Origin of the sequence: Paracoccus sp. 08, from assembly GCF_024105395.1 — a bacterium.
GTDB lineage: Bacteria > Pseudomonadota > Alphaproteobacteria > Rhodobacterales > Rhodobacteraceae > Paracoccus > Paracoccus marcusii.
The window spans coordinates 41,820-61,559 of record NZ_WEKR01000069.1; the positions used below are offsets into that span (position 1 = coordinate 41,820).

General features: G+C 60.0%; 22 protein-coding genes. 16 read left to right on the plus strand and 6 right to left on the minus strand.

Annotated elements, in window-relative coordinates:
* Window positions 1-2: 2 nt before the first annotated feature.
* The 8 genes from GBO37_RS17690 to GBO37_RS17725 all read left to right on the plus strand — a co-directional run bounded on the left by GBO37_RS17690 (window position 3) and on the right by GBO37_RS17725 (window position 7,710).
* Window positions 3-770: a type IV secretion system protein gene (locus GBO37_RS17690; RefSeq protein WP_252930243.1), complete on the plus strand. Its 768-nt coding sequence runs from the start codon at window positions 3-5 to the stop codon at window positions 768-770.
* A 7-nt stretch (window positions 771-777) separates the two neighbouring features.
* Complete coding sequence (locus GBO37_RS17695) at window positions 778-1,482, plus strand: virB8 family protein (protein WP_252930244.1); 705 nt, start codon at window positions 778-780, stop codon at window positions 1,480-1,482.
* Window positions 1,479-2,192: a TrbG/VirB9 family P-type conjugative transfer protein gene (locus GBO37_RS17700; protein ID WP_341872768.1), complete on the plus strand. Its 714-nt coding sequence runs from the start codon at window positions 1,479-1,481 to the stop codon at window positions 2,190-2,192. The genes GBO37_RS17695 and GBO37_RS17700 overlap by 4 nt, the downstream gene beginning before the upstream one ends.
* Complete coding sequence (locus tag GBO37_RS17705) at window positions 2,189-3,595, plus strand: TrbI/VirB10 family protein (protein WP_252930245.1); 1,407 nt, start codon at window positions 2,189-2,191, stop codon at window positions 3,593-3,595. The genes GBO37_RS17700 and GBO37_RS17705 overlap by 4 nt, the downstream gene beginning before the upstream one ends.
* Window positions 3,596-3,597: 2 nt before the next feature.
* Complete coding sequence (locus tag GBO37_RS17710; protein WP_252930246.1) at window positions 3,598-4,608, plus strand: ATPase, T2SS/T4P/T4SS family; 1,011 nt, start codon at window positions 3,598-3,600, stop codon at window positions 4,606-4,608.
* Window positions 4,601-5,140 carry a hypothetical protein gene (locus GBO37_RS17715; RefSeq protein WP_252930247.1) on the plus strand — a complete coding sequence of 180 codons (540 nt, stop codon included), beginning with the start codon at window positions 4,601-4,603 and terminating at the stop codon, window positions 5,138-5,140. The genes GBO37_RS17710 and GBO37_RS17715 overlap by 8 nt, the downstream gene beginning before the upstream one ends.
* 1 nt (window position 5,141) lies before the next feature.
* Window positions 5,142-6,203 carry a type IV secretion system protein gene (locus GBO37_RS17720; RefSeq protein ID WP_252930248.1) on the plus strand — a complete coding sequence of 354 codons (1,062 nt, stop codon included), beginning with the start codon at window positions 5,142-5,144 and terminating at the stop codon, window positions 6,201-6,203.
* Between the two features lie 151 nt (window positions 6,204-6,354).
* On the plus strand, window positions 6,355-7,710 hold the full coding sequence (locus tag GBO37_RS17725) for an IS1380-like element IS1247 family transposase (RefSeq protein ID WP_084693981.1): 1,356 nt from the start codon (window positions 6,355-6,357) through the stop codon (window positions 7,708-7,710).
* Window positions 7,711-7,896: 186 nt separating this feature from the next.
* Here GBO37_RS17725 and GBO37_RS17730 read toward each other — a convergent pair whose 3' ends face one another.
* Window positions 7,897-8,367 (minus strand): LysR family transcriptional regulator, encoded by a 471-nt coding sequence (locus GBO37_RS17730; RefSeq protein WP_252930250.1) that lies wholly within the window; start codon window positions 8,365-8,367, stop codon window positions 7,897-7,899.
* A 367-nt stretch (window positions 8,368-8,734) separates the two neighbouring features.
* On the opposite strand from GBO37_RS17730, the gene GBO37_RS17735 reads away from it, so the two are divergent.
* Both GBO37_RS17735 and GBO37_RS17740 read left to right on the plus strand, forming a co-directional pair.
* The gene (locus GBO37_RS17735) at window positions 8,735-9,157 is read left to right on the plus strand and encodes a MarR family winged helix-turn-helix transcriptional regulator (RefSeq protein WP_223296479.1); all 423 of its coding nucleotides are present in this window, start codon (window positions 8,735-8,737) and stop codon (window positions 9,155-9,157) included.
* 26 nt (window positions 9,158-9,183) lie between these two features.
* A complete protein-coding gene (locus GBO37_RS17740) occupies window positions 9,184-10,143 on the plus strand; it encodes a YeeE/YedE thiosulfate transporter family protein (protein WP_103243971.1) in 960 nt (319 codons plus the stop codon).
* A 38-nt stretch (window positions 10,144-10,181) separates the two neighbouring features.
* Here GBO37_RS17740 and GBO37_RS17745 read toward each other — a convergent pair whose 3' ends face one another.
* Complete coding sequence (locus GBO37_RS17745) at window positions 10,182-10,613, minus strand: DUF6314 family protein (protein ID WP_232092758.1); 432 nt, start codon at window positions 10,611-10,613, stop codon at window positions 10,182-10,184.
* A gap of 24 nt (window positions 10,614-10,637) precedes the next feature.
* Window positions 10,638-11,126, minus strand: a complete 489-nt coding sequence (locus tag GBO37_RS17750) for a YkgB family protein (protein WP_018429614.1) — start codon at window positions 11,124-11,126, stop codon at window positions 10,638-10,640.
* Between the two features lie 750 nt (window positions 11,127-11,876).
* Here GBO37_RS17750 and GBO37_RS17755 point away from each other — a divergent pair.
* Complete coding sequence (locus GBO37_RS17755; protein WP_004099028.1) at window positions 11,877-12,371, plus strand: MarR family winged helix-turn-helix transcriptional regulator; 495 nt, start codon at window positions 11,877-11,879, stop codon at window positions 12,369-12,371.
* Window positions 12,372-12,767: 396 nt separating this feature from the next.
* Here the strand turns inward: GBO37_RS17755 and GBO37_RS17760 are convergent, their stop codons facing one another.
* The 3 genes from GBO37_RS17760 to GBO37_RS17770 are packed head-to-tail and all read right to left on the minus strand — an operon-like array spanning window position 12,768 to window position 15,621.
* Window positions 12,768-13,793: a zinc-binding alcohol dehydrogenase family protein gene (locus GBO37_RS17760; protein WP_252930252.1), complete on the minus strand. Its 1,026-nt coding sequence runs from the start codon at window positions 13,791-13,793 to the stop codon at window positions 12,768-12,770.
* Window positions 13,793-14,356, minus strand: coding sequence for a peptide-methionine (S)-S-oxide reductase MsrA (gene msrA / locus GBO37_RS17765; protein WP_011191350.1), 564 nt, complete (start codon window positions 14,354-14,356; stop codon window positions 13,793-13,795). Before msrA (GBO37_RS17765) ends, GBO37_RS17760 begins: the two co-directional genes overlap by 1 nt.
* 32 nt (window positions 14,357-14,388) lie before the next feature.
* Window positions 14,389-15,621, minus strand: a complete 1,233-nt coding sequence (locus GBO37_RS17770) for a bifunctional alpha/beta hydrolase/OsmC family protein (protein WP_045269764.1) — start codon at window positions 15,619-15,621, stop codon at window positions 14,389-14,391.
* 228 nt (window positions 15,622-15,849) lie between these two features.
* Here GBO37_RS17770 and GBO37_RS17775 point away from each other — a divergent pair, with 228 nt between their 5' ends.
* The 5 genes from GBO37_RS17775 (at window position 15,850) to GBO37_RS17795 (ending at window position 19,658) form a co-directional block, all read left to right on the plus strand.
* Window positions 15,850-16,725 (plus strand): LysR family transcriptional regulator, encoded by an 876-nt coding sequence (locus tag GBO37_RS17775; protein WP_011191349.1) that lies wholly within the window; start codon window positions 15,850-15,852, stop codon window positions 16,723-16,725.
* A gap of 146 nt (window positions 16,726-16,871) precedes the next feature.
* The gene (gene msrB, locus GBO37_RS17780) at window positions 16,872-17,315 is read left to right on the plus strand and encodes a peptide-methionine (R)-S-oxide reductase MsrB (RefSeq protein WP_004099035.1); all 444 of its coding nucleotides are present in this window, start codon (window positions 16,872-16,874) and stop codon (window positions 17,313-17,315) included.
* 1 nt (window position 17,316) lies between these two features.
* Entirely contained in the window at window positions 17,317-17,856 is a 540-nt protein-coding gene (gene msrA, locus GBO37_RS17785) for a peptide-methionine (S)-S-oxide reductase MsrA (RefSeq protein ID WP_004099036.1), read from the plus strand.
* 132 nt (window positions 17,857-17,988) lie between these two features.
* Entirely contained in the window at window positions 17,989-18,693 is a 705-nt protein-coding gene (locus tag GBO37_RS17790) for a glutathione S-transferase N-terminal domain-containing protein (protein WP_004099038.1), read from the plus strand.
* Window positions 18,690-19,658, plus strand: a complete 969-nt coding sequence (locus tag GBO37_RS17795; RefSeq protein WP_252930253.1) for a magnesium and cobalt transport protein CorA — start codon at window positions 18,690-18,692, stop codon at window positions 19,656-19,658. Before GBO37_RS17790 ends, GBO37_RS17795 begins: the two co-directional genes overlap by 4 nt.
* The last annotated feature ends 82 nt before the right edge of the window (window positions 19,659-19,740 follow it).

Consider the following 19,740-nt stretch of genomic DNA (forward strand, 5'->3'; position numbering starts at 1 on the left):
GATTGATCGTCGGCGCGGGTCTGTGCCTGTCCGTGGCACTACCCGCGCCGGTCACGGCGCAGGGTGTGCCGACCGTCGATACCCAGTCCATCGCGCAGCAGATCACGCAGATCAGGCGGATGCTGGAAGATTACGGCATCCAGACCGACATGCTGGACCAGCTTGTCGAGCAACTGGCCGAACTGCAATCGCAGACGAACGAGCTGCAACAGATCTATGCCGTCCTGACCGGCAATGCCGACATTCAGGGCCTTCTCATGGGGGGCGGGCTGGATACGGTTCTCGCTCCGAAAATGACCAGCATCCTGCAAGCCGCCAATGCGGCATCGTCCGGCGACTGGTCGGGCCTGTCCTCGGATTACCGTGAGCAGATACAGGCGGCCGCGCAGACGACGATGATCGGGGCGGGCCTCGATCCGGCACGGGTCGAGGCCATGGGCCGGGATGGCAGCGTGGCGGAAAAACGCGCGGCCAACCAAGCCACGACCGGCGCGATGGTGGCGGCCTCGGCCGATACCGCGCAGCGGGAAAGTGCGGTCAGCCTCCAGCGCCTTGACCGTCTGGTGGGGGAAATCCCGCAACAGACCGGCATCAAGGAAGCCATCGACCTGAACACCCGGATGATGGGTGAGGCTGTCAGCGAGCTGATCAAGAACAATCAGCTTCTCGCTCTCCAGAGCTACGGGATGGGCATGTCGGACGTGTCGATTGCCAGTGCCTGGGCGCAGGAACAGCAGATGCTTGATTTTACCATGCCGGATTTGGAGTGAGCCACTGATGTTCAATCGCAAAAACACAACGGCGCAAGCCTCCGCCACGGCCATCCCGTCCCGCAATGTCAGTGAGACAGAGGAAGAGCTGATCTACGGCGCGCGGCGGCGCGGTGCCTTCTGGCAGAAGTTCGGGGTTGCCGGATGGGGCTTCGGTGCCATCGGCTGCATCATGGCGGCGGTGATCGCGGCCAGCCATGAGACGCCTGCCCCGGTCCTGGTGCCGTTCGATCCGTCCAGCGGCATGGCGCTGCCGATGGTGAACCTGCAAACGATCTCCGTCAGCAACCGTGATGCTGTCGTGCAGTCGCTGGTCCATGCCTATGTGCGCGACCGGGAAACCTACAGCATGCTCGACAATGACCTTCGGATCCGCTCGGTGCTGGCCCGGTCCTCGGGGGCGGCGCTGCAATCCATGCGCAGCCTCTGGTCGTCGGAAAACCCGGACTATCCGCAAAGCAAATACGGCGCGAATGCACGCATGGATGTGGAAATTCTCTCGGTCACGCAGATCACCAATGATCGTGCCCAGGTCCGGTTGCGCAAGCGGCTGCAGGACAGTGACGGGGAAACCCGGGGTCTGTTCACGGCCACGCTGGCCTTCCGTTACGACACGACCGACGCCCGGTCGCTAGAGGATGTCTGGACCAACCCGTTCGGCTTCTCGGTCTACGAATACGCAATCACCTCTGACAGATCGGAGATCCAATGATGCGCGGCACTTGTCTTGCCATTGCCCTGTGCGCGGCCAGCATGGGGGCGTCGAGCGCCTTGGCCGAAGTGACCCCTCGGGCGGGCAATCTCGATGCCCGTGTCCGCTATGCCCAATGGGTCGATGGACAGGTCTACCGCGTCCAGACGCAGGTTGGCCGGGTCACGTCCGTGGAGTTCGGCCCGGATGAAGAAATCACCTCCGTGGTCGCGGGCGATACCGTCAGCTTCAATTTCGATGCGGTGCCGGGTGGCAGCGCCTTCGTGATGAAGCCCACGACCAGCGGCGCCGCCACCAACATCAACGTCTATACCAACAAGCGGCAGTATTACTTTGAGGTCTCGGAAACCGCCTCGGCGCAGTTCTCCGTGGTGCGCTTCACCTACCCGCGCGGCTCGGGCAGCGCCACGCCCGCGAACCGCCAGGTGGCCCGTGGTCCGCTGAATTACGACTACGGCGGCAGTATCGTGAACGGCACCACCCCGACGCAAGTCTGGGACGATGGGGCCTTCACCTATTTCAAGTTCCGGCGCAACGGCGAATTGCCCGCGATCTTCAAGGTCACGGCAGGGCAGGAAATCACGGTCAATTCCCAGACCATGCCCGATGGCGTGGTGCGCGTGACCGGCACCAGCCCGTTCTGGATGCTGCGCTTGGGAACGGTTGAATCGACGGTGGGGATGATGAAAGCGGTGAGGTTGGTGCAATGAGCGAACAAGAAACGGCAGACCTGCGCGAACGGCTGGCGGCGCTGGAGAAATCCAATCCGCGCAATCAACCCAAGGCCCGGCCTGCGGCAAAGGCTGCCAAGATGGCCGGGCTTCTGTGCGGCGGCGTGGCTATCGCCGGACTGGTCTATGTCTATTCGCTCCCTGACGGCGCAGCGGATATGACCGTCCGTGAAGCCCAGGAGTTCCAGAACGAGGGCAGCGGCTTTGGCGATCTGGAAAATCCCCCGTCCGCGGTGCCGGCAGCGGTCGAGGTCGCAGAACCGGAACCGGCCCCTGCCCCTGCGGCGGAAAGCGACAATTCCGAAGTGGTCGATCTGATCCGCGGCCTACAGGACCAGATCGACCGGCTGTCCGAGGCTCCCGCCGAGGACGCCGAGGGTGAGCCTGTCGTGGATACGCAAGCTCTCGACCAAATGCGCGGCGAGCTGGACCAGCTGCGCAACGAGGCACAATCGCGCGAGCAGGAACTGAACGAACAACTCAGCAGCCGTAACCTCGAAATTGCCGAGTTGAAGAACGATCTGGACATGCTGCGGCTGCAAAACGGCCAGAGCGTGATGCCGGGGGGGGATGACGATCTGCTCACGCAGCGCCGTCAGGCCGCCGACGAGGCGGCGCAATTGGAAGAGGCCCGGTTGCAATCGTCCATGGTTGCCCTTGGCGGCGGCGGCGGCGCAGGCGGTGCCATCGCCGATGCGGCGGGTCTGGGAGACGGGGCGGCTGCGCAGCAGGCGGCGCGTCTCAGCGATGATGCCCAATTCGTGCGCGATGCCGGGCGTCCGGTGCAGGTCCAGCGCGCAGAGATCATCGTGAACCCGTCCAACACCGTCACGCAGGGCACGATGATCCAGGCGGTTCTGGAAACAGCCATCGACTCCACGCTTCAAGGTCCGATCCGGGGCCTCGTGACGACCGATGTGGTGGCCTATGATGGATCGCGCATCCTGATCCCGCGCGGGTCGCGTCTGATCGGCAGCTACTCGGCAGATGTGGAAACAGGCCAGAACCGGCTTCTGGTGGCATGGGAACGTATCATCATGCCCGACAACCAGTCGGTGCAGATCAGCTCCTTTGGTGGCGACGCCTTGGGCCGTTCCGGCACCACTGGCAAGGTCAACAACCATTTCTTCCGTAGGCTCGGGGCGGCGGCGCTGATTTCCACGATCTCGGCCATCCCCTCGGCCTTGCAGGACGACAGCGGCGACGGGGGCGTGACCATTTCGACGGGCGGCTCCAACGATCCCGCAACCGGCGTATCCAACGCCGTCACCGGCGCAACGGAGTCGGCCATCGGCAAGTATGTCTCGATGCCGCCGACCATCACCGTCAATCAAGGCACCAGGATCACCGTCATGGTGGACCGCGATCTGGAGATTTTTTGATCATGAACGATATGGAACACGGCAGCTATCTGGATGAAGCCTTGTCCCGCATCGGGGCTGTCATCGACAGTCCCGCCTTGGTGGAAATCGCCATAAACCCGGACGGCCGCATCTGGTCGCTGGAACACGGCGATTTGGCGATGAAGCTGGAAACCCGCGCGGCGATGAACCGTCAGGAAGTCATGGACCTGGGCCGCCGTATCGCAAGCGCAGGGACGCAGACCCTTGGCCGGGATGCGCCGATCATCTCGACCTCCGTAGATTACCGGGGCCGTCCGATCCGGGTCCAGGTGGTCGCCGCGCCTGCCGTTGAATCAGGCGTGGCAATCTCGATGCGGTTCTTCACGTCCATGCCTATCGACAAGATTCAGATCAAATACCTGTATGGGCAGGAATACTCGGTGGAAAAGGCTCGCTCGGAGACGAAGCGAGAACTGAAAAGGCTGGCAGCGACCGGCGATATCGATGCGGCCCTGTCGTTCATCGTCCATCACAAGATGAACGCCTTGATCGCGGGTGCGACGGACAGCGGCAAGACCACTGTTGCGCGCAAGATGCTGGCGCAGGTCAGTGACAGCGAACGGATCATCACCATCGAGGACGCGCCTGAATTGCAGCTGACGCAGCCCAATGTGGTGACACTGATTGCGGCGCGGGACAGCAAGACCAGATCGCCGGACATCATGCTGACCTCCTGCATGCGGATGCGGCCGGACCGACTGATTGTGGGCGAGGTCCGGGGCAAGGAAGCCATGACCTTCATCGAAGCCATCAACACCGGCCATGGCGGGTCAATGACCACCATCCATGCCGAAACCCCAAAGCTGGCTTTGTGGAAACTCGCCATCATGGCGCTGAAGTCGGAACTGCCGCTGACGTTCGATGACACGCTCCGCTACATCGCCAGCTCGATCGACGTGGTGGTCCAGAATGGACGCGCCGGCGGCGAGCGCGGCGTGCTGGAATTTTACATCCCTGATGCCGGGGTCAACGGAAAGACGAGCCATGTTTGATCAGAGAACCCTTTTCATCGCTCTCACATCGCTTGCTGTCGGTGTGGCGATCGGTGGTGCCGTCCTTAACAGCTGGCTCCCTGCCGAGACTGCATCCCCCACGCGGATGGGCGATGTGCAGTTTGCACAAGCCCAGACCGAGCCGCAGCCTTCACAGGCTGAGCGGGACTTTATGGATTTTACCATGCCCGATCTGTCAAAGCCCCCGGCAGGTGGTGAGACAACCCGTCATGGATGCGTGAAGCCACAGCCCCCGGAATGGGTCATCAATCGAACTCCGCAAGAAGCAAGCAATGCCCTTCTGATAAGATCAATATATGACATGCGACGCTACCAAAGCATTGTCGAAACTAATTCATGCCCATGCGAAGTTGAATATCCATCATGGGATAATGCCGACGATGAATACCATAAGGTAGCCGCAGGTAGCAGCATAGCAGAAATCCGCGAATTGGATGGAGCTGTGTTGTCTGAAGTGGCAAGGCTACTAAAGCCATCGATAGATATTTGCCGCAAATGGCGAGGTCGCTGATATGGCCATCGTTGCACCAATGGTCAATTCGGCGGAGACCTTTCTTGTTAATGCAGCCAGATCGACGTTCCTTGGCCTAGTGGAAGCATCGGGCACCCTAGTTGGCCACATGGCTGTCCTAGCGGTAGCTCTTTTGGGTATCAATATGATGGTGCAACTACGACCGATGGCGTGGGGGCATTGTCTAAGCCTGATGATAAAGCTGGCTTTAATAGGCATTTTTGCCTGGAATTGGAACCAATTTTGGGGAGTCGCTGACGGCATTTTGCGCTCTATTGAATCAACGGCTGGTGGCATACTTGCATCTAGTGGAAACGGGTTAAGTGGTCCAACAATCAGCGATGGTTTCGCCAGTGAGATCGACCGAATGATGGTTAGATTCAGTATAGCAGCAACCAATATCGCACAGGAAATGGGTGGATACTTTACTACGGCTATCGTTTCCGGGATATGTTTGTCTCTTATCGGCATTGTTACAGCAGTATCAACACTGCTCATATTATTTCCGAAAGTGGTAATTACCATCCTTCTTGGATTGGCTCCTATTGTTATTGCCATGACCCTTTTTGAAGCCACAAAAGGATTCTTTGAACGCTGGCTTTCGGCGTGTATCAGTTGGTCGCTTTACCCCCTATTTATTGCATCAATCTTCTCGATTATGATTTCAATGGGAAATGAGATGATTGAGCGCATTGGGACCAGTGGATTCTCTAGTGTCGGGGCGTTCATTCCCTTCATTGTTTTGCTTATTCTGATCTTGCTCTGCATGGCTCTGCTACCCATGCTTGTCACAACTGTATCTGGAAATATTGCAATGACCGGCGTCATTGCGGCTGCTAGTAAATTCGCTACGCAAAGTAGCAATATTTATAAAGCAGGAAAGGGCGCAACGGCAGGCGGTGCAGCCATCGCCAGAACCTCAGCGCAAACGATGCGTGGAGAGAATGCTGTCGGTCGCGCCGGACAGGCGTTTGCAGCACACCCATCTGTTTTTCAGGCGACCACGGGGGTTGCGGCGTCAATCAATAGAATGCAGGATAAGGCCCGCATACTCGGAAAATAATATTCGCATAAGCGAGGGACATGAGGGCAGCTTTTTGCTGCCCTCGCTTCATTGAAACCCACATTTCCCAAGTAAGGCGCTGATTTCGCTGTCCTGACCATTATATTTCCTATATAAAACATGGTGTTGAAGGCTGCGAGGGGCGCGTTTCATGGATCACCCAGAGGGTGCGGGCTTGCAACGGGCAGATCGGGTGGATTTCGACCCTCGCGTGCGGCTGGAATTTCGCGGCACGCAGCTCAGTTCCGACGGCGGCCTTCTGGTGATGCGCGAGCTTGATGACGCGCTCGGGTTGTCCGATTTGGCGTCAGCGGCGCTGCGCGATACTCGCTCTGGCAAGAACACGGTCCATCGGCTCGACGGCCTGTTCCGGCAATCAGTCTTTGGGCGGCTGGCCGGATACGAGGATGTCAACGACGCCAACCGTCTCGCCTGCGATCCGGTCATGCGCCAAGTTGTCGGCGGCAGAGCGGTCGATGCACAAGCGGCCTCGGCATCGCAGATGGGACGGTTCGAGACCGAGACGCTGGCTCTGGCCGGGAACCGTGCCGCGCTGGCCGACCTGAACGGGCAATGGATCGACCGGTTCCATGACCGTAACGGGCTGAAGTACATCGTTCTGGACATGGACAGCTCGGTCAGCCCGACCCATGGCGACCAGGAAGGGTCCGCCTGGAATGGCCATTTCGACTGTAGCTGCTATCACCCCAACTTTCTGTTCAACCAGTTCGGGATGCTGGAACGCTGCGCCCTGCGCCATGGCAACGTCCACAGCGCCGATGGCTGGCGTGATGTTCTCGACCCCGTCATTGCGCGCTACGCGGAGCGCGACCTTGGTGGCAGGTTCTTCCGGGCCGATGCTGCCTACGCGATCCCGGCGATCTATGAGCGATTGGAAGAAGCGCGGTTCTTCTACGCCATCCGGCTGCCCGCAAACGCGGTCCTCAAGGACAAGATCGCGCATCGGCTAACGCGCCCTGTCGGGCGGCCGTCACTGACCAAGGTCAAGCGGTTCTTCGAGGAATTCGAGTATCAGGCGGCGTCCTGGGACAAGGAACGCCGGGTGATCGCCAAGATCGAATGGCATCCGGGCGAACTGTTCCCGCGTGTCGGCTTCATCGTCACCAACCTGCCGATGGAGCCGGACTGGGTGGTGCGGTTCTACAACCAGCGCGGCACCGCCGAGCAGCACATCAAAGAGGGCAAATACGCCTTTCGCTGGACGCGGCTGTCGTGCCGGAAGTTCCGCGACAATGAGGTGCGGCTGCAACTGCACGCCCTGGCGTACAACCTGGCCACCTTCTTGCGCTGCATCGAGCTGCCCGAGGCCATGGCCGACTGGTCGTTGATCAGCCTGCAACTGAAGCTGATCAAGATCGGGGCACGTGTGGTCCGTCACGCCCGCACCATCACCTTCCAGCTGGCCGAGGTCGCTGTCACCGGCACGATGGTACGCGCCATCCTCGCCGCTATCCGCCGATTGCGAGCGCCACCGCTATGCGCATGATCGCGATCCACGCTCAAACTGAACGAAAGCGGCTGGACAGATCTGTCCGCTGCGCTGAAAAACGCCGCCCCTGGGCAAGGAAACAGCGGCTTCGCGGTCTGATCCGTCCAGATCCAGCAGTCTGCGCGACCGCAGGTGCCGCTTGCGGCAGAAAATCCTTGTCTAGCGCTCGGATACAGGCGATCTTCACCTCAAACGACACGCCACTTGGGGAATGCAGGGTAATCCGCGCTTCACCCCCAAAGTGTTTTCTTCTGAAGTGCCTTCCTCAAGCTTTACCTCGATCGTCGGATGTCTATTTCTGAATGCCGAGAGAATGTTGATGATCGGGCACGCCGGGAACGCTTCAAGCATTCCAAACCTCACGAGCCCGGTCTTGAGTTTCCGCGCGGAGCGGATCTCCGTTGCGGCGTTACGAAGGTAGCGCGCTCCCACCACCGCTTGTTGAAGGAAGCGCTCACCTTCTGGAGTCAGCCCTGCCCCCGCTCGCGTACGCTTGAAGAGAGAAAAGCCAAGTTGGCGCTCAAACAGCTGCACACGTCGGCTGACGGTGGATTGCGATATCGATAGGCGCTCCGCCGCTCGGCGGAAGCTGCCGGCCTCGGCGACCTGAACGGCGTACTTCAGGTATCGGAGATCAAGAGTCAGGTCGGGCATGAGACCCGTCCGATCATACCGGCGGTCTCATCGGCGAACCGCCTGCGCCCGGTGAGCGGCACCCATGCACGTCCACTTTCATCGAGCCCACCCCCGCTAGCGCCTGGGGAACGAGCACGTCCGTTGATCTCAGATGTGGAATCCGAGCTGAGCCCCTCAATGAGCATGACCATGTCCGAATCTGTCATAGATGCATGCGGCGGTCATACATTTTCACACGCTTGAAGTCTATGCGCGAAGCATATATTCTTGCGGTATGGAGCCTGAGGTCGCCAAGTACCATTTAGGTGCACTCGCGTTGGCGGTTGCAGACAGCATCGCCAGTGTCTCGGCCTCGTTTTCACCAAGCGGCCCGGGGACCGCCGTGATGGTGTTACTCAGCATGGAGCCCGGACTGCCGATCAGCGTTTTGGCTACCTCGATCGGGCTTTCTCATGCCGGGACGGTGCGATTGATCGATAGGCTCGAGCGCGAACAGTTGGTGGAACGACGAAGACAAATCACCGACAGGCGGGCGCGCTTCATTCACCTCACCAATTCGGGGAAGAAGATAACGGACGCCTTGCTCAAGGCACGGGAGCAGGTGATCTCCGAATGTATTTCGCCCCTGTCGCCCAATGACCTCGACATTCTAGGCATGCTGTCGGAGCGGCTCCTTGTGGCAAACGGCTTCGACAAAGATGGCTCGGTCAGCCTTTGCCATCTGTGCGGCTACAGCAGGATCGCGCCTTCCCGTGGTAAAGCTAAGCCGGGGCGCTCGCCACGCTGGAACGTCGCATCAGAAGGCTGACGATATGATCAGGCAGGCTTGAAATAATGGGATCGTTTGCGCTCGAACTTCTTCTATGCGTACTTGCCTTCGGGTTCGGATATGCGGCGAACCAAGGCGGAACCTGTTTAGTGGTGGCCGCTCATGAGTTACACAGAAGACAGCCGCCGAAAATGTTCGTCGGATTTCTCGCAGCGTCGGCAGCGGCAGGCCTGGTTGCGGTCCCGATAGTCTGGACGGGAACACTGGGCGCAACACTCGCACCCTCGACCAGCATCAATTTCCTCCTGCTCATCGGCGCCATCGCCTTCGGCCTCGGCGCACTCATTAATGACACATGCCTGCTCGGATCGCTGGCGCGGCTTGGGGATGGGGAGATGCGACTTCTAGCTCTACCCTTGGGATTAACGATTGGTATCTTGGTTGCCGACCATGGCAGGTTCGGCTACGATTCAACATGGCCAAGCTTAATCTCCAAACCGAGCGCAACAGGCCTCGTTACTCTCCTAGCCTTCCTAGTTGTGCTCGTGCTGGCACTCGTTTTCGTTTCCACGAAGAGCGTTCTGCGAACAAAGCCGGGTTGGTCGTTCGGCGCTTCGATGATTGGACTCGGTATCACTGGCGGACTTCTATATGCACTCTCGCCGGCCTGGACCTTCGCAGACGTGATTCAACGCGCCCTTCCTCTCAGAATGTCGCCGGCCGGCGAGGTCGCGCTCACTGCGGTGATCTCTTCGATCGCAGGCGCCCTAACCGCCTCCTTTCGCCAAGGCAATCTGCGTCTCCAACTGCCGACAGCCAATGGCATTCTGCGATCTATCGTCGGCGGCACATTGATGGGTATCGGCATCGCGCTCATACCCGGCGGGAATGATGGGTTGATCCTCGCAGCGGTTCCGACTCTTTCACCTGGTGGGATAGTCGCCTACCTTCTGATGACGACGACAATCGTCTTCGGATTTGCAGCGCGTGGTAAGTTATTCCGGCGCTGCCTTTCACGGCCATGATAAGGGCAACAGAGGACTTGCCCTCCTGACATGAGCATTTATCCCGACCGGGAATATCGGCTGACTAGCTCGTATGCCTTTGCAGGCCCTTGGACCATGATGACCACTTCAAAGGCCGCCGGCCCCAGAATCCTGTAGGTTGCATGGTAGGTGTCGTCTCCGCAGGCATAGACGCCACTCGCTTCCAACCCGGTATCCGTCCGCGAGAAACTCAAGCTGAGGAACTGCGTCCCGATATGAGGTCCGTCTGCGAACTCGACGACAACACTGTCCTCGCTCAAGCGATAGCGATACTGCCGGCACGCGGAGAATACTCTGCCATCTGCCAGTGTGAGAATGCCGCTCTCTCGATAAGCGAGCGCGCCTTCGCCGAAACGGGCGAAGACCGCGTCGCCATGCAGCTGAGCGCCTCCGGGCTCGATATCGCGACGGAGCATCCATGCCCCGCGGAGGTTCTGCAGGATTTGCACGCCGCCGTCACGAGAGGACCACAGTCACGAGGGCACAAGCGCCCCTCTGTGGCGGACCGAAGCACGCAGCAGCACGAGGGACGCCGCTAGCAGAACTGCGTCCTTCAGTAGAAACTGCCCTGGTGCAGCCGAAATCGCAGGAAAGCCGCCGGCAGTCTGCTCCGCGACACCTGGAGTGGTGATGAAAAAGGTCAGCGTGATCAGATAGGTCGCTGCTGACATTAGTGCGCCTAGCGCAGAGAAGAGTGGACGAAATGCACCAAGGATCAGAACGAGACCGGTCGATAACTCGATAACGCCGATGAAATAGCTTTGCCCCTGCGTCCCGAACATGCCGAGCCAATTCATGATCGGGCTGTGTTCGATAAACGGGGCGATACCATAGGCCTCGTACGCTGTGAACTTCATCGCGCCGAACCACAGAAATACGATCACGAGAGCCCATCTAAGCAGGCCAAGATCCCTCCGACCGTGCTCGGGGACAAGAAATTCATAACGGTCGAAAATGCTCATCTAAAATTCCTCAACAGTGGTCCCGTGGGAACGTCACGAACGTCGTCTACGTGCTTCGGGCAGGCGTTGCAGTATATGCGCGACGCATATACTAATAAGCGAGATATGTCGAGCGGCTGGTTCGCGCTTCGCTGCCTCACGAAGCCATCCTCATCGGCGATGCCTTTACCCAGCAAACGCGCGACCTTTGCGGGATTTTGACTTGATGGGGCTGGCGCTCCGGGTGGGCCTATAGCCCGTTGGCAAACGTCCAGCCTGTACGGATGGACGCGGCCCTGGACGAGATAACCATGCCCACCGAAATCGTAGCAGCGATCGCCGCAATCCCCGACGTCGTGGAGCACGGACTGTTCCTCAATGGGATTGATACAATCGTGATCGCGCGCGGTGACACGATGGAAGTGCGACGCCGGGGGCAAGCTAGGTCTCGCTGATCTGCACCTGCGCGGCCTGGATGACAGCGCTGACGCGGAGTGATTCTCGGGCGCGACCTACGGCGATTCCGAGCGAAAAGGCTTGCCCTATAGCCGCCAGGTATCAACGGTTCCGCTGCCTTAACGAGCCGGACCCGTTTTTTTCGGCGCGCTCGATCAGTCGAAATCCTCCGAAACCCTTTTAAAACAGGACATTTTCCACAAGCCGCGCGGAGGAAGAGGACCACGGTATGGCTTGCTGTCTATGCTCCGCGCACATATAGATGTGGCAATGGATGGACCTCGAGATCGAAACATTTTCGGGGCGTTCGCACTCATGATCAGCGACGACATCGTTCGCGCTAGTTCATCGCGGGCGCCGGAAGCTGGACCCGCCGCCTCAGCGCTGGCGTTGCTCGCGCACAAGCCCGGGCTCTCGATCCGTATGCTTGCGATCGGGGTGGGCCTTTCACATGCTGGAACTGTTCGCCTGGTGGATAGATTGGTAAGCGAGGGATTGATCGAGCGTAGGGAGCATTCGACAGACGGGCGCGCGCGATCCCTCTATCTTACTCCAACTGGCAAGGTCGCGAGCGACGAGGTCCTGGCCTCGCGCGATCAAGTGATTGCCGAAGGGCTATCGATCCTTAATCCAGACGAACTGAAAACCTTATCGGACATCGCTGAACGCGTTCTCCGAAATCGCTTGGAAAACCTCGAGCAGTCATACCGCATCTGCCGCTTGTGCTGCTACGAGGGCTGCACGAACTGCCCCGTCGATGCCGAATTGCATGAGCGAGGTGTGGACCGCGAGAAGAACGACGACGCGTAGGAGACTCGCAATTGCGGCAGCTCAACGCTGCTCAGATGGCGGGGCTTCATAATGTCAGCGAGCCTACCATCAGCCGCATTCTTTTGGCTACGCGTCAAGCCGGCCGATCGGGCATGGCGGTCTCATTCTAATATGTCGGTGATCGCCCCACTTTTAGCCGCTCAATTGATCGGAACGCGGTTTCGGAAGCGGCCGTTCAAACCACTCGCTGCATTCCCATTTCTCTATGTCCGATAGGTAGTTTCGGGGAAAAGCAGTCGGGAACAGGTTTCGGGAACGCATGCTCCGGCAGGAGCGCAGCGCGCGTCCCACACGCGTTTTCCCGGTAGAGCTTCCCAATCGGCAAAGTGCGGGCCACCTCAGACTGCGAACGCGAAAAACCGCCTGGCTGGTCACTCAAGGCAGGGTAACGACGATTTTCGCTGCGGATACACCCGCCTTCAGGGCTTCCAAGGCAGCCTGGAGCATTTCAAGGCCCTGGCCCACGATCTTCGCCGGAGGGGCGGGGACGAACGTGCGCGCCGCGAGAGCCTGCGGCAGGAATTCGCGGTAGATCATTGGACCAACCTCGTCATCCTTGAGGCTCGTCCCGGAGATGTGCGTCGCCTCGACTCCAAATGAACGCTCGTCGGGCGGGGCCAGCGTCGCTGCCACCCGGCGCGAGCCCTCGCATCTCGCAACTACGGCAAAACAGTCTTTCATGTGACCGGTCGCGTGAAGCGTTCCAGCGAGACTGCGCCCGCGCATTGCCTCAATCACGTCTTCCACGATGGCTGGACTCGAGTGGTCAAGAACCTCGCTTGCACCCAGCTCCTTCAACAGGCCGACGTTGCGCGCCGAAGCGGTGGCGACGCACCTGTAGCCCGACGCCACCGCGAGCTGGATGGCGTTGCAGCCAACGCTCGACAATCCACCCCAGACCAGAACGACCTCTGGACGCGCGGTCGGCGAGTGTAACGGTGGCGCGAGAGCCAACTGTGTCCGTCCGTAGAGCCCGCTTGCGGCGGTGCCAAGGCCAAGCGGGAGGACTGCCGCATCAGCGAAGGCAATGTTGTTGGGGATCGGCGCCGCCATGTGGTCCAGCACGATCGTGTGGTGCTGGAACGCACCCTGCGCAGGTTGATTTACGGTTGTCCCGACCGCCTGTCCGATGACTCGATCGCCGACCTTGAACCGCTCGACCGCGCCACCGACCGCCGCGACCTCACCGGAGACGTCGCTGCCGAGAATCGCGGGATAGTCGAGCCATGGCAAAAGCGCGACGTCCTGCAGAATCCAGTCGAGTGGGTTGATCGCGATGGCCGCGTTGCGGATCAATATCTCGTTCGCCGCCAGATGCGGCAGAGCGGTGACACCGATCCTCAGTGGCTGCCCCGGCGCTTTCTGCCAGGCGGCCTGATTAGTCACGGTTTCGGTCATCATCAACTCTTTCTGTCAAGTATTACAGCTGGGCGTTCGTCTGAGCGGTCCAACCGCCAGGTCGGGCGCACGAAGTGGCAGCTATAGCCCCCAGGATAGCGCACCAGGTATTCTTGGTGCTCTGGCTCCGCCTCCCAAAAGGGTTCTTCTGGGTTGATCTCCGACACGACCGGGCCAGGCCAGCTTCCTGATGCCTCGATTTCCGCGATGGTTGTGAGGGCGACTTCCTTCTGCACTTCGGTGGTGTAGAAAATCGCCGATCGATAGCTCGGACCGACATCGCTGCCTTGTTGCTCGTAGGTCGTGGGGTCATGTATCTGGAAGAAGAGTTCCAAGAGCGAGCGATAGGCGAGAACGGAAGGGTCGAAGGTCACTTCCACTGCTTCCGCATGGCCGTAATGTCTCGCGTAGGTCGGATCAGGCATTTCTCCGCCTGTGTAACCGACACGCGTCGAAATGACTCCCCTGGCTCGGCGCAGCAAATCCTCCATGCCCCAGAAGCAGCCGCCTGCGAGAATTGCTCGCTCTGTCGCGGCCGCCCTATTGCCGGTAGGCGATTGGCTCACAGTCCGTTCGCCCTCCTCCGTGTGCGCCACGGTCAAGCCAGCCTCGCGGGATCCGCAGCCTGACTGGCGCTCAAGAGCTCGGTCTGCACGTCCGAACCCCGGATGAGACTCAGATCGACGGGACACCGATCAGCGATCGCGAGGATCCGAGCGCGCTGATCATCACTCAGCGGCCCATCGAGGACAATGGTGCGGGTGAACCGGTCGGGTGGCATCATGTCCGGCACCTTCTCGTGCTGCACGGTCGTGCTCGCCCGTTCGAGCGGAAAGCCCTTGCGGTTCGCATAGAGACGCATCGTCATCACCGTGCAGGCTGCGAGGCCGGCAGATACGAGTTCGTAGGGAGATAGTCCGGTCCCGAGGCCACCGACCGATGCTGGCTCGTCGGCGAACAGAGTGTGCTCGCCGCTGCGGACCTTGAGCTGGAACGTCCCTGCAAGAGTTTCGGTGGCGACGACGCCCTCCGCAACCTCGATCTGCGGAAGATCCGCGCTGAGTGGTGGGAGAAAGCGGCTCGCCCAAACCGCCACCATGGCCGCGGCGTAGTTCGCGTCCGCGACGTCGGTGAGAAGGTGATCCGCGTTGTCGAGCGAGATGAAGCTTTTAGGGTGCCTGGACGCGACGAAGATGCGCGACGCGTGGTCGATGCCGACCACCTGATCCAGCGGAGAGTGCATGACCAGCACCGGCCGTCGCAGGGAGGCAATGGCCTTCTCGACGTCGATCCCCTCAACCGCCTCAAGGAACCCTCGGCGAATGAGGAAGGGCCTACCGGCAATCTCCACCGAGGCCTCGCCCTCGCTCGCGATGGTGTCCAGATCATTCGGTCCGAAGAGGCGCAAGATATGCTGAAGGTCGGCCGGCGCACCAATCGTCGCTACCGCCGCAATATCAGGCATGTCGGCGGCGGCTACGATCGCAGCGGTGCCACCCAGGCTGTGCCCGACGAGGAGGGACGGTGACATGCCCGCCGCCGCCATCGCATTTGCGGCGGCCCGAAGGTCCTCGACGTCCGACGCGAAGTTCACAGGTTCTCCCGTCCCACCGCCGATCCCGGTCCCGGCGAAATCGAACCTCAAGACCCCGATGCCCGCACGCGACAGCGCGCGCGAGATGTGAACAGCGGCGCGACTGTCTTTCCCGCACGTGAAGCAGTGGGCGAAGATCGCCCAGCCCCGCGGCGTCCCTTCCGGCGGTTCGAGGTGCCCGGACAGCGGAGAGCCAGCCCCACTGACAAACGTAAATGATCTTCCTGCCATGTCCATCAAACCTCCAGCACGCGGCTTGGCGGTTGCGCTCTCAGAACCTTCGACGGAGCTGAGCGGAGCGCACCGCCAACCGGTAATCGTCATCTCAGGCTATCATTTATATGTCTGGCGCATATAGACAAGCCCCTATATCATGATTATATGCGCCAAGCATACTTCTGCGACCTGCGTTCCAAAGGCGGTCTCACGGAAGAGGTATCAGTCAGGCGCGTGGGCCAAAGGACTATGGAACTCAATCAAGTCAGCTATTTCATCAACTTGGCCGAGACGCTGAATTTCACAGCGGCCGCTCGCTTGAGCGGTGTGTCACAGCCAAGTCTGACCCGCGCGATCCGCCGCTTGGAAGATGAGCTTGGCGGGCCGCTGATCTATCGCGACGGGAAGAACAGCCGCCTGACTGGCCTTGGCCATGACGTCGAGGCAGAATTCCGGCGCATGGTGGTCGCGATGAAGAGCGTTCGCAATCACTCGGAGCACTGGGCGATGGGGGGGCACCGCGTGCTGGATGTCGCCGTCGCGCCCACCGTCGGACCAAAGGAATTTACGGCATTCTTCGAGAGCGCATTGGCGGAGATGCCATCCATCGAAATCAAGCTGCACTCGCTCCAGTCGAACGAGGACACATCGGAGGTGCTTTCAGGAAAATACCACGCGTGCATCATGCCGCGTGAAACAAGACCGGAACGCAAGCTGGATGTGCATCCTCTATTTCGGGAGCGCTTCGTGCTCGGCTGTTCTGCAAACCATCCCTTGGCTGCCAACGAGATCGTGCGCGGCGAAGACCTGCTCGAGTTTCCTTTCGTCGATCGCCTGAAATGCGAGTTTCGCGATCGGATCCTCGATCACTTCGCGCGACGGGACTTGCTCATGCGACCTCGCTTTCGATCAGATCGCGAGGACTGGGTGCAACGGGTCGTCGCTGACGGCCACGCCATATGCATTCTTCCGGAACGATCGCCGACCGTGCAAGGCCTCGTCACTCGGCCGATCGACGGATTTGTCTTGGAGCGCGAAGTCGTGATCGCGACAGTATCCGGCTCCACGGCAACGGTCGAGATACGGAACATCGCGCAGCTGGCAGCCCGGTATGAGTGGAACTGAATCACGACGTGAAGAGCTTCGGCGCTATGGAAACTATACGCGCAGCGTATTGGATAAATCTGGGGCGCACTGCGATAGTCGGCGCAATGACTGCAAAGATAAATGACAGTGTGTCGAGCTCTCTAGATTAATTATTGGAGACTATCATGAAGTTTGAGAAGTCACAGGCAGCAGTTGACCGCCTGACCCCCGAGCAACGCCGGATTACCCAGGATTCGGGGACCGAAAGGCCCTTCACGGGTGAGCACAACGACAACAAGGAGCCTGGCATCTACGTCGACATAGTGTCGGGAGAGCCGCTGTTCGCTTCAACGGACAAGTTCGATTCGGGTACTGGCTGGCCCAGCTTCACCAAGCCGATCGTTCCGGCAAACGTGAACGAGGTGCGGGACAGTGCACACGGCATGGTCCGGACGGAGGTCAGGTCGGTACACGCCGACAGCCATCTGGGCCACGTTTTCCCGGACGGTCCTTCCGACCGCGGCGGTCTGCGCTACTGCATCAACTCTGCGTCCCTTCGCTTCATCCCGCGCGACGAGATGGAGTCCGAGGGATACGGTGAATATCTCGATCAAGTAGAGGAGGCTTAACATGCATCAGCGCGCTGTTCTCGCAGGAGGATGTTTCTGGGGCATGCAGGATCTGATCCGCAAGCGGCCCGGCATCATCTCGACCCGTGTGGGTTACACGGGCGGCGATATTCCGAACGCCACGTATCGTAATCACGGCACGCATGCCGAGGGGATCGAGATTGTCTTCGACCCGACAGTGACGAGCTACCGGCACATCCTGGAATTCTTCTTCCAGATCCACGATCCGACGACGCTGAACCGCCAGGGCAATGATCGTGGGCTCTCCTACCGGTCGGGCATCTATTATGTCGACGAGGAGCAGAAGCGCGTCGCCGAGGATACGATCGCCGATGTGGATGCCTCGGGGCTGTGGGATGGCAAAGTGGTGACCGAGGTCCAGCCGGTCGGCGAGTTCTGGGAGGCCGAGCCCGATCACCAGGATTATCTGGAGAAGCGGCCGGGCGGCTACACCTGCCACTTCGTCCGTCCCGACTGGGTTCTTCCAAAGCGGCATGAGGCCGGCGATGTGAGCCCTGCGGCCGGGGCTGCAGCGGAATAGGCTTCGCTGCCGTTAGTGCCGCGCCGATCCGGTTCGCAACCTCCGACGACCGCGTCAATCGACGCGGTCGTCGAACCCGGCCTTGAAGCAGATCATTCCATTCAGCCGCCGTCGCAGTGCCAGGATCCAGATATGACAGACCTCTCCTCCTTTCCCATCACGCAGCGCTGGCCAGCATCTTATCCGGATCGCTTGCAACTATACGCGGCCCCCACGCCCAACGGCGTCAAGGTCTCGATGATGCTGGAGGAGACTGGCCTGCCGTATGAGCCCCACTTCGTCGACATCTCGAACAACGAGTCGAAGGATCCAGCGTTCGTGTCGTTGAATCCCAACGGCCGCATACCCGCGATCATCGATCCGGCTGGCCCTGACGGCCAGCCCATTGGCATATGGGAAACCGGTGCGATCCTCATCTATCTGGCCGACAAGACGGGGCAGCTCATCTCAACAACACCCGCCCAGCGGTACGAGACTCTGGCCTGGGTGTTCTTTCAGGTGTCGGGCGTTGGGCCGACCTTCGGACAGCTAGGCTTTTTCCTGCGATTTGCCGGCAAGGACTATGAGGACAAGCGACCTCGGCAGCGCTTTGTTGATGAATCCAGGCGTCTTCTCGGGGTCCTGGATCACCGGCTGGAGGGCCGCGAATGGATTGTCGATGATTACTCGATCGCGGACATTGCGACGTTTGGCTGGGTGAATGCGCTGGTCGAATTCTACGCAGCGGGCGACATCCTCGGCCTAAGCAGCTATTCGAACGTGCAGGCATGGCTCGAACGCGGGCTGGCGCGACCGGCTGTACAGCGTGGCCTGCGAATTCCTGCGAGGCCTGCATGACCATTATCGCCGCATATTATTACAACGAAGGTAAGCGAGTCCGTGAAATCAGGCTCGATGAGCACGTCGAACTAAACGAGAATCGCTCGGGCTTCTGCTGGATCGCGCTTAGCGAGCCCACCGCAGACGAACTCAGCGCGATCCAGACGACGTATAACCTCCATCCTTTGGCGATCGACAACGCCATGCACCCGCTGTGCCCGCCCAAGCTCGAGGTCTACAACGATGAGTTGTACGTCGTCGCCCAGACCGCCGAGCTGGTCGGCGACCGGATCAGCTACGGCAAGATGGCGATCTTCACCGGTCACAATCACCTTATCACCGTGCGGCACGGCAATGCCGGAGCGCTGGGCAAACTTCGGGAGCAACTCGAGGCATCGCCGACGCAGTTCGGCAAGGGTGTCGACTATGTGCTGCACGCGATCTTGCACCGAGTGGTCGACCAGTATCTGCCCATCTTCGAAATGATCGAGGACGACGTCCTGGCGATGGAGCGACGGTCGCTGCACGATTTCCTCGGGCCAGAAGAGGTGGCGCGAATCTTCGAACTAAGGTCCGAACTCACGCGGTTCCAGCGCACGCTCGGGGCTATGACCGAGCTGGTGCGAAAGCTCGTTCGCGGCCACTTTCCCTGCATCAGCGCCGAAATGACACCATATTTCCACGACGTCGCGGACCATGTCCACCGCGTGCAGTCCATGGTCGACGGCCTCCTGCTTGTCCTGTCCACGGTCTTCGAGGCCAGCAGCCTTCTGGAAGCGCAAAGGATCGGTGTGGTCACTCGCCAGCTCGCGGCCTGGGCGGCGATCTTGGCGGTCCCGACGGCGATCGCCGGAATATATGGCATGAACTTCAAGCACATGCCGGAACTGGACACGCCATATGGCTACTTCGTCGTGCTCGGAGTGATAGCGGTGTTCTGCCTTCTCCTGTTCATGCGCTTCAAGAAGGCCAAGTGGCTATGAGTAACGCACTTCGCGAGCTTCTCCGTCCGCCGAGTCACAGCGCGCTTTGTGCGCGAGCGTGTCCAATCCAGTTCAAGATGAA